Consider the following 15616-nt stretch of genomic DNA (forward strand, 5'->3'; position numbering starts at 1 on the left):
GCCGAAACGCCTCCATCATCGCCCACCGCCGTCAGACCTCGGCGAGCAGCCCTCGCAGCAGCTGGTCGAGCCCCCATTCGTACTGCGCCCCGGCGTCCTCCTGCGCGCACAGCAGCTCGGGGACCAGCGAGGCCAGCGCGGGGTAGCGCTCGGCCGGGAGGGCGTCCAGCTTGGCCCGGACCCGCTCGCGGGCGCCCTCCTCGCACAGCACCCGGGCGCGCCGGGTGCTCCACAGCGCGGAGCCCACGGTGTACTGCATCAGCGCCACATGCGCGCGCACCGCGGCCTGCGGCGACAGCCCCGACCCGCGCAGCAGCGCGAGCATCCGGTCGATCACGGCGATCGCGTCGTCGCCCCGGGTGGAGCGGGTGGTGAGGAGCTGGAGCGCCGAGGGGTGCTCGGTGAAGAGCCGGTAGACGCCGAGGCAGACCTCGCGCAGCTCGCGGTCCGGGTGGGCGCCGCAGGCGCTCGGCAGCTCCACGGTGTCCAGCAGGCGCTGGGCGACGGCGTCACTGATCTCGTCCTTGCCGCGGAAGTGCGAGTAGACGGCCATCGTGGCGACGCCCAACTGCTCGGCGAGCGCGCGCATGGTGAAAGCCTCGGCGCCGTCCCGATCGAGCAGAGCGATGGCGGCATCAAGGATACGATCCGGGTTGAGCGTGTTACGGGGTGCGCGGCGCCGTGGGGAGCGGAGCGGCTGGGCCGACGGGGATACCGACATCGGAATCTCTGTTCTCGTCCTTCGTACCTCGCGGCAGGCAACCCGGGAGCGGAACCGGGGCGTCCTTCGCGGTGTCCTTACCCTGCACAACCGGGCTGAACACCGTACGAACTCGGGGTATCTGCGAAACTTCGGGGGCGATGTGCGCCGCACGTAACGTACGGCGTACGGTTGAGCCTACGCCACCGACCAGACCGCCGGACCCGCGGCCAACGGAGAACCTGGAGAGACGTCCGGATGACGATCACCGCCACTGCGCCGCGCGCCGCTGCCTACCGCGGCAGGCTGCGCTGGTGGACCGAACTTCCGCTCATCGCCGTGGTCTACGCGCTCTACTCCGGAGCGCGGCTGCTGGTGCGGGGCGACGTGAGCAGCGCCGTGCAGCACGGCGCCGACATCCTGCACTTCGAGCAGATCGTGCACATCGACCCGGAGCGCTGGTTCAACCGGCTCTTCACCGACCACGCCTTCCTCGGCGTGCCGGCCGACTTCGCGTACGCGTCGCTGCACTACATCGTCACGCCGACGGTCCTGGTCTGGCTGTGGCGCCGCCGCCCCACCCACTACCGGGTGGCCCGCACCTGGCTGATGCTGTCCACCCTGATCGGGCTGATCGGCTTCACCCTGATGCCCACCGCGCCGCCCCGGCTGCTCACCGGCCACCACGGCTTCATCGACACCATGGCGCAGTACGGCTCCTACGGCTGGTGGGGCGGCGAGGCGAGCGCGCCGCGGGGCATGGGCGACCTCACCAACCAGTACGCGGCGATGCCGAGCCTGCACGTCGGCTGGTCGCTGTGGTGCGGGATCATGCTCTTCCGCTACGGGCGGCACTGGACGGTGCGCACCCTCGGCGTGATCTACCCGCTGATGACCGCGTTCGTGGTGATGGGCACCGCCAACCACTACCTGCTGGACGCCGCCGCGGGCGTGCTGGTGATGGGCATCGGCTTCCTGCTGGCCAAGCCGGGGCTGCGGATGGTGGACGCGCTGTACGCGCGGTACGGCTTCGGGCGGCCGGCCGCGGCCCGGGGCGAGGACGCCGCCGATGCGTGTGCGGATGCGGCTCCGGGCGCTGTCGCGGGTACGGCGGCTGCCGTGGCCGCGCCGGCCGGGTCGACCGCTTCCGCCGGCGCCCCGTCCGATACGACGGGTATCACGGGAGCGGCATCCGCCGACCCCTCGGGCGGCGAACCGGCGGCGGAGAGCGCGGACCCCGCTGCCGCGCCGTCCGTGCCACGCCCGGCCCCGGCTCCCGACGACCGCAGCGGCACCGCGCCCCTGCCCGACGGCGAACCGGCCGCGCGCAACTGACCCGCCCGGAGGGTGCGTTCCGGGTCGCTTGGGCCGTGTTTTGGAAGTAGCGCCGTTCGCCCGAAGGGCGGGGCCCGTGGCGTCTGGTGCTCCCCCACAGCCTTCGGCGTGGGGGTGCCCCCAGATCGCAAGGCGGAGGGTTGCCCTCGTAGTGGGCCTACTCGGACAAGCCCTACAACGCAGCGAGCGCGCGTACCAGGCGCCACGGGGCAGGCGGGACTTCCACAACACGGCCTGGGCCCGGTTGTCACTGCCGGATGCCACACTCTCCCGGGTGAGCACTACGCACTCCCTGCGGGAGCGGCTGGCCGTCCTGCGCGGCCCCACCACCGCATCCCGTCCGATGGACGCGCGGGCGCTGGCCGCGCTCGCCGCCAACCCCGGCTGCAAGCGCCGCGCGGTGATGGACGCCGCCGGGGTGGACAAGGGCGCGGTCGCCGAAGCGCTCGGCTCCCCCGCCCGGTTCGGCCAGTCCCGGTTCGCCTTCTCCCGCGGCCACGCCTTCGAGGCGCGGGTCAAGGCCGACGGCTGCGCCGAACTGCTGCGGCTGCTCGGCTCCGAGGGCAAGGCGGCGCTGCCCGACCTGTCGGCGCCGGGGCCCGAGGGGCGGGTGGCCAGGACCCGGATGGCGCTGGCCGATGCCGTACCGGGCGAATGGACCCTGCTCGACCACCCGCTGCTCGCCCTGGACGTCGCGGGCTCCACGGTCCACCTCGAACCCGACGCGGTGGTGATCGCGCCCGACGGCACCTGGACCGTGGTCGAGATCAAGTCCTTCCCGATCCTGGACGGCGGCGCCGACGCGATGAAGGTCGGCGCGGCGGCCCGGCAGTCGGCGGTCTACGTACTCGCGTTGGACGCCGTCGACCCCGGCCGGACCCGCGCCGACATCCTGCTGGTCTGCCCCAAGGACTTCTCCAACCTGCCCACCGCCGACCGGGTCGACATCCGCAAGCAGCTCGCCGTCACCCGCCGCCAGCTCACCCGGCTCACCCGGATCTCGGACATCACCGACCTGCTGCCGGAGGGCACCACCTTCGACCTGTCGTACACGCCCGACGGCCGCACCCCGACCCGGCCGCGGGCCGAGCTGGCCGCCGCCGTGGACACCGTCCCCGCCGCGTACGCCCCCGAGTGCCTGTCCACCTGCGAGCTGGCCTTCCACTGCCGGGACCGGTCGCGCGCGGCGGGCAGGGTCGAGGCCCTGGGCCGTTCGCTGCGCGGCGAACTCGGCGACCTCACCACCGTCGAGGCGGTGCTCGCCGCCGCGCACGGCCGCGCGGGCGACCCGCGGGACCCGGCGGTCGCCGCCCTGCGCCGGGCCGCCGCGCTGCGCGGGGAGGCGATGTCCGCCGCGGCGGAGGCCGCGCCCGGCCCGGCCGGCGACGACGCCACCGCCCGCACCGCCGCTCAGGTCCCGGCCCAGGCTCCGGCCCAACCGCCCGCGCCACGCGCGCCGACCGCCGCCGCCGAGCAGCCTGGCGCCGGCACCGTACGTACGCCGGGAGGCCCGGCGTGAGCGTGCTGCACACCCTCGCCCGCGCCGAGGCGGTCTCCGCCCGGCGGGCCGTCCCGGCGGCGACCGTACGCCACTGCCACCTCTCCGGCCGGCCGCTGGTGCTGGTGCCGCTGACCACCGCGGGCGAGGCGGGCGCGCCGCTGGGCGCGATGATCGGCACCGACCGGGACGCGCCCGCCCTGCTGGTGGTGCCGCAACCGCTCGACCGCGAGCTGCGGTTCGGCTTCTTCGCCGGGCTCGCCGGTGAGCTGCTCCGCGCGCTGGCCTCCTACTGCGACGAGGTGGAGGTCGAGCCGGCCACCCGCAACCGCGAGGAGACCGAGCTGTGCGCGGACGCCCTCCAGGTCGTCGTGCCCAACGGCGCCGCCCTGGAATACGTCCGGCTGGTCGGCCGCTCCACCCGCTTCCTGCGCACCGTCGAGGACCCGGACGCCCCGCACCCGGTACCGGTCCCCGTACCGCTGCTGGGCCGCTGGCTCACCCACTACGCCGAGCGTGCCCGCACCCCCGGCAGCGGCCTGCTGCTCGCCATGACCGACCTGCTCACCCGGCACTGGGCCACCGGCCAGAGCGCCATGGAGGACCAGCACCTGGGTGCCCTGCTCGGCTGGATCGACCCGCCTCCCGGCCTCGACGGGCCCACCGCCGCGGCCCGCGCCCAGACCGGCCGCGCCCCCGACGGCCTGCTGCTCAGCCCCCCGGCCGGCCCGGCCACCGACCCGGTCTTCGACAACCGCGTCCTCGCCCCCGCCCAGGCCCGCTACGACAAGGCCCGCACCGCGCCCGAGCGAGCCGCCGCCGAGGCGGGGATACGGGATCTGGTCGCCTCCCAGCTCCGCCCCACCTGGGACGACATGTGGCGCGGCCTCGACCTGCTGCGGGCCCTGCCCGAGGGCGCGCACGTCGAGGAGCGGTGGAAGCGGGACCGCTGGTCGTTCACCGGGCACCGCGACCGGGTCGGCGCGGGCGAGCCGCCGCAGCCGAAGCGGGACGACGCGATCGCCGCGGCCCAGAAGCTCGCCGGGCGGGAGACCGCGCAGGCCCGGCTCGCCGCCCAGGAAGCGCTGGACGACCCCCTCGCCATGGCGGCGCGACGGCTGTCCGGCGAGGCGTTCACCGGCACGGTCGTCGAGGTCGAGATGACCTGGTCCGAGGGCCGCCGCCCCATGCCCCGGCCCCTCCTCACGATCGCCACCGACGACCTGCCGCAGGCCGAGCCGGGCGCGAAGGCGTACCGCGCGCTTCCGGACGCGAAGTCGGCGCAGGGGGCGGAACTGCTGGAGGTGCGTACGGCGCTGGAGGTGCGTACGGCGGGGGACCCGGACACCGACGGCACCGACGACCTCCGTGCCACCGCCGGCACCCCCGACGGCGCTGCCGCGGACAGCCCCGCGTGGAGCGTGCGGGTGAAGCTGACCGGCGGCATGGGCAGTGGCCGCACCCCGCGGGAGGGCTCGGTGCCGGCCCCTGGCGACACGGTCACCTTCACGCTGTTCGAGCACGACCCGAGAAGCGGCCCGGCCCTCCCCGACGCGGAGCAGACCCCGTGGACGCACGGCGGCCCGCCCGGCTCGGAGCCCGCCCCGACCGCCCCCGACCCCGTGACCGCGGAGGACTACCTGTGACCCAGCCCGTGCGAAGCCCCGGCACGGCCGCCGCCGGCGGGGCGTACGGCCCGCAGGGCGCGGACGAGCCGTTCGACCCGGGCCGGGCCGCCGCCGAGGCGACCTCGGCGATCCTCGCGAGCACCCTGCGCGGCACCGCGCGGGGAGTCGTCGTGGACTCGCCGCCGGGTGCGGGCAAGTCCACGCTCGTGGTGCGCGCGGCGCGCGAACTGGCCGCGGCGGGCGAGTCGTTGATGATCGTGGCGCAGACCAACGCCCAGGTCGACGACCTCGCCGACCGGCTGGCCACGGCCGACCCCGACCTGCCGGTGGGCCGGCTGCACGGCACCGACTCGCCGCCCGACCCCGCGCTCGACCGCCACCCGTCCCTGGCGAAGTCCACCTCCGTCGCCGAGTTGCGGGACCGCGCGGTGGTGATCGCGACCGCGGCCAAGTGGGCGTACGTCAAGGACGTCGAGCCGTGGCGGCACGCCATCGTGGACGAGGCGTACCAGATGCGGTCGGACGCGTTGCTCCAGGTCGCCGGGCTCTTCGAACGCGCCCTGTTCGTGGGTGATCCGGGCCAGCTCGACCCGTTCAGCGTGGTGGGCGCGGAGCAGTGGGCCGGGCTGAGCTGGGACCCGTCGGCGAGCGCGGTGGTGACGCTGCTCGCGCACAACCCCGGCCTGCCGCAGCACCGGCTGCCGGTGTCCTGGCGGCTGCCCGCGTCCGCCGCTCCGCTGGTGTCGCGGGCGTTCTATCCGTACACGCCGTTCCGCAGCGGCACCGGGTCCGGCGACCGGCGGCTCGGCTTCGGTGTGCGCGGCGACGGCGGCGGGCTCGACCGCACCCTGGACGAGGCCGCGGAGAGCGGCTGGGGTCTGCTGGAGCTGCCCGCCCGGCACACCCCGCGGACCGACCCCGAGGCCGTACGGGCGGTCGCGCTGCTCGTCCGCCGCCTGCTCGACCGCGGCGGGCTCACGTACTCCGCGCCCGACCCGGACCCCGCGCCGCTCACCGCCGAGCGGATCGCGGTCGGCACCGCCCACCGCGACCAGGCCGCCGCGGTGCGCGCCGCGCTCACGGCCCTCGGGGTCTGCGGGGTCGCGGTGGACACCGCCAACCGGCTCCAGGGGCGGGAGTTCGACGTCACGGTCGTCCTGCACCCGCTGTCCGGGCGTCCCGACGCCACCGCGTTCCACCTCGAGACCGGGCGGTTGTGCGTGCTGGCGTCCCGGCACCGGCACGCCTGCATCGTCGTCTGCCGGGCCGGGGTGGCCGACCTGCTCGACGAGCACCCCTCCTCCGAGCCGGTCCGGCTCGGCGTCACCGTCAAGTTCCCCGACGGCTGGGAGGCCAACCACTCGGTCCTGGCCCACCTCGCGGAGCACCGCGTGTCCTGGCGGGGCTAGCTGGACCCTCCGGGGTGGTGCGTTCCGCCGGTCGAGGGACCACCTGCCGGTGGGGGGTTCTCGCGCCGTTCCCCGCGCCCCTGGGTGGGTGCGGCTCCTCCGCGGAAGGACCGCGACCCCCAAGGGGCGCGGGGAACGGCGCGCTCGGCCAAGGACGTGGCGCGCCAAACCCGCCGGCCCCACCCCGCCCGTCCCCGCGGGCCTCGCCTGGCACGCCCGCCACGACCACGACGCCGCCCGCCTCGGGCTCCGCACCCTCATCACCAAGACCTTGCCTGCGCCGGCGGCCCGGGAGGGCGGAGGGCGGGTGCGGGACAATGGAAGGGTTGCCGAGCTTGGGAGGTAGGGAGATGAGCCAGCCGCCACAGGCGGACCGGCCGGGCCGGGATCGGCCGAAACGGCCCGTTCCGCTGCTGTTCGAGCCGGGGGCGGCGCCGGAGGAGGGGGCGGACCGGTTCTTCGACCTGGAGTCGATGGACGACCCGCGGGAGTTGCTGGAGCGGGCCACCGAACTGGCGGTGGCCTTCCGCGCCGCGGCCGACCGCGCCACGGACTTCCAGGCGATGGCGGCGGCCCAACTCGCGGACCCGCGCCGCTTCGACCGGCTGACGTTCGCGAAGCTCGCCGAGCGGGCCGGATGGACCGAGGACTACGCGAAGAAGATGGTCGAGTACGGCGAGGGCCTGATCAAGGGCGGCGGCGCCACCCCGTAGCCGCACCCCTGCCCTGCCGCCGACCGCACCCCCGACCGCTTCCCCGGCGGGGCAAGGTACTCCCCCGCGCCGCCCCTGTCCCGCTTTCTCCGGTTTCTCCCGGGGGGCAAGCATGCAGTCGGTAGATCTATCTGCCATGGACGAGATCCAGCGTCAGCACCACACCGCGTACGTCACCTCGGCGGGCGCCGAGTGGCTCGCCTCCGCCAGCGCCTTCCCGCGCAGCGTCCAGGCGCTGTGGGCGGCCCGCCCGGCCGCGCCGAGCGTACTGCCGTGCGGCACCGCCTTCGACGTGGTCAACCTGCCGTTGCTCTTCGGGCGGCGGGTGCTGGAGCAGTTATGGTCGGCGGGCCCCGGCAGCGGCCCCGCCGCCGTGCACCGCGGCCGGGTGCTGGTGCTGGCCGCGCCCGGCACCGCCCACCGGCTGCCCGCGCTGCTGGAGTGGGAGGAGTGGGGCCGGCGGGTGCCGCCGCTGCTCTGCCACGGCCGCGGCGACGCGGTGACGGTGCCGCCGCTCTACGACTGCGCGCCCGCCGGCGGGCGCGGTCCGCGCCCCGAGACCGGCCGCTCCCGCTGGGTGGTCGCGCCGGACACCCGCAAGCCCTGGCTGCCCGGCGCGGACGTGCTGCTGTGGGCCTGTGTCAGGGCGGTCCGGCAGGACCGGCCACGGCCGGTGCCGCCGGCTCCGCCGCTGGTCAGCACACCCGTGACGGGCTGACGTCCATCGATTTCACACCCTGCTGGAGCGGGTGCTAATGTCTACGACGTCAGCAGGCGCCGCTAGCTCAGTTGGTTAGAGCAGCTGACTCTTAATCAGCGGGTCCGGGGTTCGAGTCCCTGGCGGCGCACCTGAGAGACGAAGGCCCTTCGCGGAAGCGGAGGGCCTTCGTCGTGCCCCGATACCCCGGGGAGCCGGACCTCTCGCCGCACCGGATGCCCGAACGCCGCGCGAACTCCTCGTGCGCACCGGTGCCTTCGCCCCCGCCCGCCCCGCCGCGAGGTAGCGTTCCTACGGCGGCGCGAGCCGCCTGCCGGTTCGTACTCTTGGAGGCTTCACCATGGCAACCACTCGTACCGCGACGACCCAGTGGAAGGGCCCGCTGATGGGCGGCGCCGGGACGGTCTCGCTGGACACCTCTGGCGTGGGCACGTACGAGGTGTCGTGGCCGTCGCGCGCCGAGGCCGCGAACGGCAAGACCAGCCCCGAGGAGCTGATCGCCGCCGCCCACTCCTCCTGCTACTCCATGGCGCTCTCGCACGGCCTGGCGGGCGCGGGCACCCCGCCCGAGACCGTCCAGACCGTGGCGAACGTCACGTTCCAGCCGGGTGAGGGCATCACCGGGATCACCCTCGCGGTGAAGGCGCGCGTCCCGGGCCTGACCGCCGAGGCGTTCGAGGCCGCCGCGCAGGACGCGAAGGCGAACTGCCCGGTCAGCAAGGCGCTCGCGGGCGTGAACATCACCCTTGAGGCCGAACTGCTCTCCTGATCGCCCTCCCGATCGGCGTCGGCCGGCCCCGCGTTCCCGCGGTCGGCCGGTCCGCCGATCGGCCCGGTTCAGCGGCGGGTGACCCGCACCCGCCAGTCACCCGCCGCGTCCGGTGAGAGCACCTTGAAGTCGAAGCCGTCCGCCGTGTCGGTCCACCCCTCGCCGGGGGTGAAGGGCGCGTCGTTGAGCGAGTTGAACGACGCGCTGCTGAAGTCGCAGGCGCCGGTGAGCGGATGGGCGTCCTCGACGGTGACCGGGCCCTTCCCGGAGTCGACGTCGGTGCGCACCCGGTAGGCGAGTATCCCCTTGCGGCAGGCGTCCTTGTCGTTGCCCAGCGGCTCGCGCAACTCCAGGACGTACGCCGTGGTGTCGCCGAACGGTATGACCACCGCCTTCCCGCCGCCGGGCACCTCGATCGGCCGCAGCTTGTACGTGCGGGTGCCGGCGGTGGTGACGCAGTCGATCTGCCGGTCGTCGATCCAGCCGAGCTTCCACTTGTGCCAGGCGAGCAGGTCGCCCTGCAGCCCCCAGTCCAGCGACATGGTGTCCCACTGGCCGGCGAGACGGTCGGTGCGCGGGAAGTCGTCGGCGGAGTAGAGGTCGGGCAGGCCGAGCGCGTGGCCGTTCTCGTGCGCCAGGACGCGGAAGCCGGACTGGTCGTGGCCGTAGATCAGCGAGACCTTGTCCAGGTGGGTGCCGTCGTCGGTGGTGGCGGCCGAGGCGCCGGTCCAGGTCACGGAGAGCACCGCCTGGTCGGCCGGCGGCCCGGCGTTGGGGGTGACGAGGATGTTGACGATGTCGTAGCCGCGGAAGTCCACGCTCGTGCCGGCGGCCTTGATCAGGTCCCGCATCATCTCGGTGTGCGCGTCCCAGCCGTAGCCGCGGCCGATCCCGTACGCGGAGAAGGGCCGCGGCATGCGTATCCAGCGCAGCACCGGGGTGGACCGGTAGTCGAGCCGGCCGTAGGAAGCGGTGGAGTACCACTGCTTGACCGCCGGGAAGAACTCGGAGTACCGCTCGCGGGCGCTGTAGGGGGCCTTGGCGTCGGGGAAGTCGATCAGCAGGGTGAGCGCGCGGACCTTGCCGGTGGAGGGGGCGAACTCCTCGTCGCTGCCGTGGTAGGGGTGCGGCGGGAAGCCCTCCGACATGGCGACGCCGGGTTTGGCGCGCAGCGCGCAGGGGCGGCTCGCGGGCGGCGGCGCGGCGTTGGAGCCGACCAGCCGGGGCTCGGCGATCACCGTGGACCCGACCGCGAGCAGGCCGCAGGCGGCGAGGGCGGCGGCGCGTATGCCGGGGCGTGAGCGGGCGCCGGTCCTGGTCTGCGTGCCGGAGCGGGCGCGGGGACGGGAGGGGTCCCGGGCGCCGAAACGGAAGCGGCCGGCCATCGTCAGTCCACCGTGCCGACGCCGGACGGCTGGTTGGTGGCCTGGGTGGCGGCCTCGGTGACCCGGACCGACCAGGTGCCGTCGGTCTGCCGGCCGAGGACGGTGACCTGGGTGCTGCCGCCGGGCACCGTGTACGACTCGCCGACGCCCAGCGGCGCGTCGGCCAGCGGCGGGTAGACGGAGGTGGCCGGGCACGCGGAGTGCCCCGGATGGCCGTCGATCACGTCGATCGGCCCGTCGCCGGACTCGCGGTCGGAGCGCACGTCGTAGAGCAGGACGCCCTCGCTGCAGGAGGCGCGGTCGTTGCCGGTACGGGTGCGGGCCTCCATCGCCAGCGCGGTGTCCTCACCGGTACGCACCACCAGGAGCTTGGTGCCGCCGGGCGTCTCGTCGGGGCTGAGGTCGTGGTAGGTGGTGCCGATGCCGACGATGCAGCCGACCTGGTCCGGTCTGAGCCAGCCCAACCGCCACTTGTGCCAGGCGAAGGGGTCGGGGGCCAGCCCGAACTGGCTGCCCATCAGGTCCCAGTCGCCGACGTGGGTGTCCCAGTCGGCGTTGCTGCCGGGCGGCGGCTGGTAGTACAGGTCGGGCAGGTCGAAGATGTGGCCGGTCTCGTGGGCGAGCACGTTGCGGTCCGGTGGGTGGTGCTCGAAGACGGTCACCATGCGGCGGATCGGGTTGCCGTCGACGGCGATCGGGGCGGCGAGGTTCACCACCTTGGTGGCGTCGGAGTCGACGCCGGGCGCGTCCGGGTCGGCGACGAGGTAGATCACGTCGTAGCCGGCGAAGTCCACCGACGGGTCGGCGGTGGCGATCGCGTCGCGCAGGTAGGCGTCGCGGTCGGCCGCGTCCCAGTTCCGGCTGATCAGGTAGTCCGTCGCCGGGTGGGGCATCCGCAGCCAGCGGGTCTCGGCGTGCAGGTGCAGCCGGAACTGGCCGTAGGAGGCGTTGGCCCAGAACCGGCCGGTGGCCGGGTAGTGGTCGGCGGCGACCTGCGCGGGGGTCAGCTGCGGGTCGGTGCCGGGGAAGGACAGGAAGACCATCAGCGCCTTGACGTCGCCGACCGGGCGGGCGTAGTCGCCGTCCCAGCCGTCGACCCCCTCGGAGTGGTGCACGGTGGTGCGCGGCAGCAGGCACGCGCTGCTCTCGGTGGCGCCGGCGGCCGGACCGGTCATCAAGGTCCACGCGACGAGCGCGGAGAAGCCGGCGAACGCGGCGGCGAACGCCCGCAGGACCCGGTGCCGCGCGCCGGACGGCACGCCCGGCGACCGGGGGACGGCGCCCGTTCCGGGGGTACCGTCCGCCGGGTTGTCTGACGCGAGGTCTGACCGCCGCACAAGGACCTCCGGGAGGTTCGGGATTCGGTCCGGGACTTTCCCCACATTGCTATGGATTGTGGCGGTTTGTCGGTTTCGGATGCTCCGTGCGGGTTGCCGCCGGAGTGGCGCGGCGGCGCAGCTGAGGGGCCGTACGACCGCCCGGGTGGCACGGGCCCGGAGCGCGCGGGCGACAGGGGCCGGAACACGCGGGCAACGGGGCCCGGATCGCGTCAGCGGCGGGCGGTGGCGCGCGTGCGCGGCAGGGCCCGGAACGCGTGAGTGGCCGCGGGGGCGCGGGGCGCGAAAACGTACGACCGGCGCGGCCGATCGGACGGGGGTGAGCGCCTGCGCCGGCCGCGACACCACTCCTCCGGGTGACTACGCTGCGTCATGATGTGCGGAGAGCGTTCACTTGCTCGACCCGCACGCGCAGAAACGGTCGCCTGGGTGGCATCCGTGCGGGAAATCACCAGAGCGGCGCTGGATCACCAACTCCGCCAGCCCATATGATCGCGAGTGACGGAAGTGCGAACAGGGAGCAGTCCATGGGCGGACCCGCGGGCGGCCCCGGCGTCGAGCCCGACAGCACAGCAGCCACGATCACGCGCAGTGATCGGCTGCGCCGGTCCTCGTACGCCGCGGAGCCGACCGACTACCGCGCCGCCTTCGCGGTGGCCCGGTCGGCGATGGCGCTGCTGGGCCCCGACGGCGGCGTGCTCGCGGCGAACGCCGCGCTGGGCCGGCTGCTGGGCGTGCCGCTGGAGCGGATGGTGTCGGCGGACGCGCGCGTGCTGCTCGGCCTCACCGGCGACCCGCACGCCGGCACCGCCTTCGACGACGTCCTCACCGGCAGCCGGCGCCGGCTGCGCTGCACCCGCAGGCTCACCCGGGCCGACGGCACCGACCTGCGCGCCGAGCTGTCCCTGGCCCGCACCGACAGCCGCGCGCTGCTGCTGACCGTCGAGGACGTCAGCGAACGCGAGTCGCTGCGGCGGCAGTTGCGGCATCTGCGGATGCACGACGCGGTGACGCGGCTGCCCAACCGGGCGCTGTTCTTCGAACGGCTGGCGGACGCCTTCGCGCGCGCCCCGGAGCGCGGCACCGGCCGGATCGGGCTGTGTTACCTCGACCTGGACGGCTTCAAGGCGGTCAACGACACGCTCGGGCACCGCGTCGGCGACGAGCTGCTCGCCGCGGTGGCCGACCGGCTGCTGGCCTGCGCCGGGCCCGGCGGCCACCTCGCGGCCCGGCTGGGCGGCGACGAGTTCGCGCTGCTGCTCCGGGACTCCACCGGCACCGGGCAGGCGACCGCGCTCGCCGAGGCCGTACTCGACGCGTTCCAGCGGCCGTTCGACGTCTCCGGGCACCGGCTGGCGGTCTCCGCGAGCATCGGCGTGGTCGAGCGGGAGGCCCAGGGCACCACCCCCACCGGGCTGATGCAGGCCGCCGACACCACGCTGTACTGGGCGAAGGACGACGGCAAGGGCCGCTGGACACTCTTCGACCCGGAGCGCAACGAGCACCGGATGACCCGCCAGTCGCTGTCCAGCACGCTGCGGCAGGCCGTCGAGCGGGGCGAGTTCGTGCTCGACTACCAGCCGCTGGTCGCCCTGGACACCGGCGAGGTGCGCGGTGTGGAGGCGCTGGTCCGCTGGGAGCACCCGCACTTCGGGCGGCTCGCACCCAACCGCTTCATCGGCCTGGCGGAGGAGGACGGCTCGATCGTGCAGCTCGGCCGCTGGGTGCTCGCCGAGTCCTGCCGCCAGGCCCGCGCCTGGCAGCGGGAGCGGCCCGGCACGCCCCTGGTGGTCAGCGTCAATGTCGCGGTCCGCCAGGTCTGGGACTCCGACCTGGTCGCCGACGTGGCCGCGATCCTGCACGAGACCGGGCTGCCGGCCCGCCTGCTCCAGCTCGAACTCACCGAGTCCGCGGTCATGGGCAGTGCCGGCCGGCCCCTCCAGGCCCTGCACGCTCTCCACGAGATGGGGGTGCGCATCGCCATCGACGACTTCGGCACCGGCTACTCCAACCTCGCCTACATGAGCCGGCTGCCCGTCTCCACCCTCAAGCTCGACGGCTCCTTCGTGCAGGGCTTCCGGTCCGCGGAACACCCCAACCCCGCCGACGAGACCATCGTCGAGGCGCTGGTCGACCTCGCCCACCGCCTCGGGCTCACGGTCACCGCGGAGTGCGTCGAGAACGCGGACCAGGCCGAGCGGCTGCGGCGGATCGGCTGCGACACGGGGCAGGGCTGGCACTACTCCCGCCCGGTGGCCGCCGCCTCCATCTCCCAACTGCTGGGCTGAGCAAGGGAGTCCGCGTACGCGGTAGGCGGATTAGCCGACCCGGTAGGCGGGTTCGCGTGCGCGGGAGGTGGATTCGCCTACGACGTCGGCGGGTTCGCCTGCGCGGAGGGCGGGTCCGCGTACGCGGTCGGCGGGCGGCCGAGGAGCTTGCCGAACGCGGCGGTGTACGCGGCGGGGTTGTCGTAACCCAGCAGGGCGGCGACGCGCGTCACGGGGGTGCCCGCGGCGAGGTGCGGCAACGAGTGCAGGATGCAGGCGCGTTGCCGCCACTGCGAGAAGCTCAGGCCGGTGCCGCGGCGGAAGTGGCGGGCGAGCGTGCGTTCGCTGACGTTGAGCCGGGCGCACCAGCGGGCGGGCGGGTCGTGGATGTCCGGCTGCCGCAGGAACGCCTCGCACAGGCCGCGCAGCCGGGGGTCGGCGGGCAGCGGCACGTCCAGGGGCAGCGGGGAGAGGTCCTTCAGTTCGTGCAGGATGAGGGCGACCACCGCCTCGTCCCGGCTGTGCTCGGGGTACCGCGGCTCCATGTCGACGGCCGCGAGCAGGAGCGCCCGCAGCAGGTCGGAGACGTCCACGGCCCGGCAGCGCGCGGGGAACCAGGGCACCGCGGCCGGTTCGATGTAGAGGCTGCGGGTGCTGACGCCCGTCATCTCGACCTGGTGCCTGGTCATCGGCGGGATCAGCACGGCACGGGCGGTGGGCACCGTCCAGTTGCCGTCCGCGGCCTCGACCCGCATCACGCCGGTCGCCGCGTACAGCACCTGGGCGCGGCGGTGCTCGTGCCAGCCGAGCAGGTGGTCGTGCGGGTAGTCGGTGCCGATCGCCAGCACCGCGCGATCGAGGGTGTCCACCTCCGCGAGCGGGACATTGCGCATGCGCACGAGGCTACGCGGAAGCGCCGGTGCTGTCTGCTGCGCGTAGGAAGATGGCGAACCATCGATTGCCCGCCACCGCGGGTGATCCCTAGCGTCGTATGCGTGCTTCCCTCCCTGACCTCCTTCCTCACCCTGGTCCTCTTCGGCTGCCTGACCGGCGTCACGACGGTGCTCTTCGGCTTCGGCGGCGGGTTCATCACGGTCCCGGTCGTCTACGGCGTCCTGACCGTCACCGCGCGGCCGGGGACGCAGGACGCCATGCACGTCGCCGTGGCGACCTCGGCGGCGGTCATGGTCGTCAACGCCTCGGTCGCGGCGCTCGCGCAGTGGCGGCAGGAGCGGCTGCGCGCCGAGTACGTCTGGCCGCTGGCGGCGTTCATCGCGGTCGGCGCCGCCGCGGGCTCGCTGGCCGCCACGCTGATCGGCGGCACCGCGCTGCGGTTGCTCTTCGCCGGCTACCTCCTGGTGACGATCGCCGACAGCCTGCTGCGGAAGGGCTTCCTCTCGGTGGCACCCCGGGGACGGCCGAAGCCGCTGGACCGCGGCACCACCACCTTCGGCGGCATCGGGATCGGGCTGGTGGCCGCGGGCCTGGGGGTGGGCGGCAGCGTCATGACGGTCCCGCTGCTGCGGCGCCGGGGCCTGCCGATGGCCGAGGCGACCGCCATGGCCAACCCGCTCAGCGTGCCCGTCGCCCTGACCGGCACCCTCGTCTACGCGCTCGCGCCCGTGCTCACCTCCACGTCCGGCCCGGCCGCGTCCGCCGGCGCGGGCCGGCTCGGCTACGTCGACCTCGCGGCGGGCGCCGCCCTGCTCGCCGGCTCCCTGCCCACCATCGCGGTGGTGCGGCGGGTCGCCGGCCGCGTCCCGGACCGGGTGCACTCGGCCGCGTACGTGGCGCTGCTGCTGGTCGTCCTGATCGTGATGGTGACGATGGGGGTGTGACGCGGAGGCGAGGTGGGCG

At 74.6% G+C, this 15616-nt stretch carries 13 protein-coding genes and 1 tRNA gene; 10 read left to right on the forward strand and 4 right to left on the reverse strand.

The window, feature by feature from the left end:
- Positions 1–31: 31 nt before the first annotated feature.
- Positions 32–721: a TetR/AcrR family transcriptional regulator gene (locus tag OG370_RS14930; RefSeq protein ID WP_328464431.1), complete on the reverse strand. Its 690-nt coding sequence runs from the start codon at positions 719–721 to the stop codon at positions 32–34.
- A 237-nt stretch (positions 722–958) separates the two neighbouring features.
- Here OG370_RS14930 and OG370_RS14935 point away from each other — a divergent pair, with 237 nt between their 5' ends.
- The 8 genes from OG370_RS14935 (at position 959) to OG370_RS14970 (ending at position 8770) form a co-directional block, all read left to right on the forward strand.
- On the forward strand, positions 959–2035 hold the full coding sequence (locus tag OG370_RS14935; protein ID WP_328464433.1) for a phosphatase PAP2 family protein: 1077 nt from the start codon (positions 959–961) through the stop codon (positions 2033–2035).
- Between the two features lie 244 nt (positions 2036–2279).
- Positions 2280–3554 carry a hypothetical protein gene (locus OG370_RS14940; RefSeq protein WP_328464435.1) on the forward strand — a complete coding sequence of 425 codons (1275 nt, stop codon included), beginning with the start codon at positions 2280–2282 and terminating at the stop codon, positions 3552–3554.
- The gene (locus tag OG370_RS14945; protein ID WP_328464437.1) at positions 3551–5179 is read left to right on the forward strand and encodes a hypothetical protein; all 1629 of its coding nucleotides are present in this window, start codon (positions 3551–3553) and stop codon (positions 5177–5179) included. Before OG370_RS14940 ends, OG370_RS14945 begins: the two co-directional genes overlap by 4 nt.
- 110 nt (positions 5180–5289) lie before the next feature.
- A complete protein-coding gene (locus OG370_RS14950) occupies positions 5290–6570 on the forward strand; it encodes an AAA family ATPase (protein ID WP_328474109.1) in 1281 nt (426 codons plus the stop codon).
- Positions 6571–6920: 350 nt separating this feature from the next.
- Positions 6921–7283 carry a hypothetical protein gene (locus OG370_RS14955; RefSeq protein ID WP_328464439.1) on the forward strand — a complete coding sequence of 121 codons (363 nt, stop codon included), beginning with the start codon at positions 6921–6923 and terminating at the stop codon, positions 7281–7283.
- 136 nt (positions 7284–7419) lie between these two features.
- Positions 7420–8001: a bifunctional DNA primase/polymerase gene (locus OG370_RS14960; protein ID WP_328464441.1), complete on the forward strand. Its 582-nt coding sequence runs from the start codon at positions 7420–7422 to the stop codon at positions 7999–8001.
- Between the two features lie 56 nt (positions 8002–8057).
- Positions 8058–8131: transfer RNA gene (locus tag OG370_RS14965), tRNA-Lys, on the forward strand.
- A gap of 210 nt (positions 8132–8341) precedes the next feature.
- Positions 8342–8770, forward strand: coding sequence for an OsmC family peroxiredoxin (locus tag OG370_RS14970; protein WP_328464442.1), 429 nt, complete (start codon positions 8342–8344; stop codon positions 8768–8770).
- A gap of 68 nt (positions 8771–8838) precedes the next feature.
- Here the strand turns inward: OG370_RS14970 and OG370_RS14975 are convergent, their stop codons facing one another.
- The gene (locus OG370_RS14975; RefSeq protein ID WP_328464443.1) at positions 8839–10155 is read right to left on the reverse strand and encodes a M6 family metalloprotease domain-containing protein; all 1317 of its coding nucleotides are present in this window, start codon (positions 10153–10155) and stop codon (positions 8839–8841) included.
- Positions 10156–10157: 2 nt separating this feature from the next.
- Positions 10158–11414, reverse strand: coding sequence for a M6 family metalloprotease domain-containing protein (locus OG370_RS14980; protein WP_328464444.1), 1257 nt, complete (start codon positions 11412–11414; stop codon positions 10158–10160).
- A 605-nt stretch (positions 11415–12019) separates the two neighbouring features.
- On the opposite strand from OG370_RS14980, the gene OG370_RS14985 reads away from it, so the two are divergent.
- A complete protein-coding gene (locus tag OG370_RS14985) occupies positions 12020–13780 on the forward strand; it encodes a putative bifunctional diguanylate cyclase/phosphodiesterase (protein ID WP_443060673.1) in 1761 nt (586 codons plus the stop codon).
- A 77-nt stretch (positions 13781–13857) separates the two neighbouring features.
- Here OG370_RS14985 and OG370_RS14990 read toward each other — a convergent pair whose 3' ends face one another.
- On the reverse strand, positions 13858–14652 hold the full coding sequence (locus OG370_RS14990) for an AraC family transcriptional regulator (RefSeq protein WP_328464446.1): 795 nt from the start codon (positions 14650–14652) through the stop codon (positions 13858–13860).
- Between the two features lie 102 nt (positions 14653–14754).
- On the opposite strand from OG370_RS14990, the gene OG370_RS14995 reads away from it, so the two are divergent.
- The gene (locus OG370_RS14995) at positions 14755–15597 is read left to right on the forward strand and encodes a sulfite exporter TauE/SafE family protein (RefSeq protein WP_328464448.1); all 843 of its coding nucleotides are present in this window, start codon (positions 14755–14757) and stop codon (positions 15595–15597) included.
- The last annotated feature ends 19 nt before the right edge of the window (positions 15598–15616 follow it).

The sequence above is a fragment of the Streptomyces sp. NBC_00448 genome, assembly GCF_036014115.1.
Lineage (GTDB): Bacteria > Actinomycetota > Actinomycetes > Streptomycetales > Streptomycetaceae > Actinacidiphila.

Excerpts from the sequence above, each read along its gene's own strand:
- OG370_RS14930 (WP_328464431.1), bottom strand. The coding sequence starts at position 721 with ATGTCGGTATCCCCGTCGGCCCAGCCGCTCCGCTCCCCACGGCGCCGC.
- OG370_RS14935 (WP_328464433.1), top strand. The coding sequence starts at position 959 with ATGACGATCACCGCCACTGCGCCGCGCGCCGCTGCCTACCGCGGCAGG.
- OG370_RS14955 (WP_328464439.1), top strand. The coding sequence starts at position 6,921 with ATGAGCCAGCCGCCACAGGCGGACCGGCCGGGCCGGGATCGGCCGAAA.
- OG370_RS14960 (WP_328464441.1), top strand. The coding sequence starts at position 7,420 with ATGGACGAGATCCAGCGTCAGCACCACACCGCGTACGTCACCTCGGCG.
- OG370_RS14970 (WP_328464442.1), top strand. The coding sequence starts at position 8,342 with ATGGCAACCACTCGTACCGCGACGACCCAGTGGAAGGGCCCGCTGATG.
- OG370_RS14975 (WP_328464443.1), bottom strand. The coding sequence starts at position 10,155 with ATGGCCGGCCGCTTCCGTTTCGGCGCCCGGGACCCCTCCCGTCCCCGC.
- OG370_RS14985 (WP_443060673.1), top strand. The coding sequence starts at position 12,020 with ATGGGCGGACCCGCGGGCGGCCCCGGCGTCGAGCCCGACAGCACAGCA.
- OG370_RS14990 (WP_328464446.1), bottom strand. The coding sequence starts at position 14,652 with ATGCGCAATGTCCCGCTCGCGGAGGTGGACACCCTCGATCGCGCGGTG.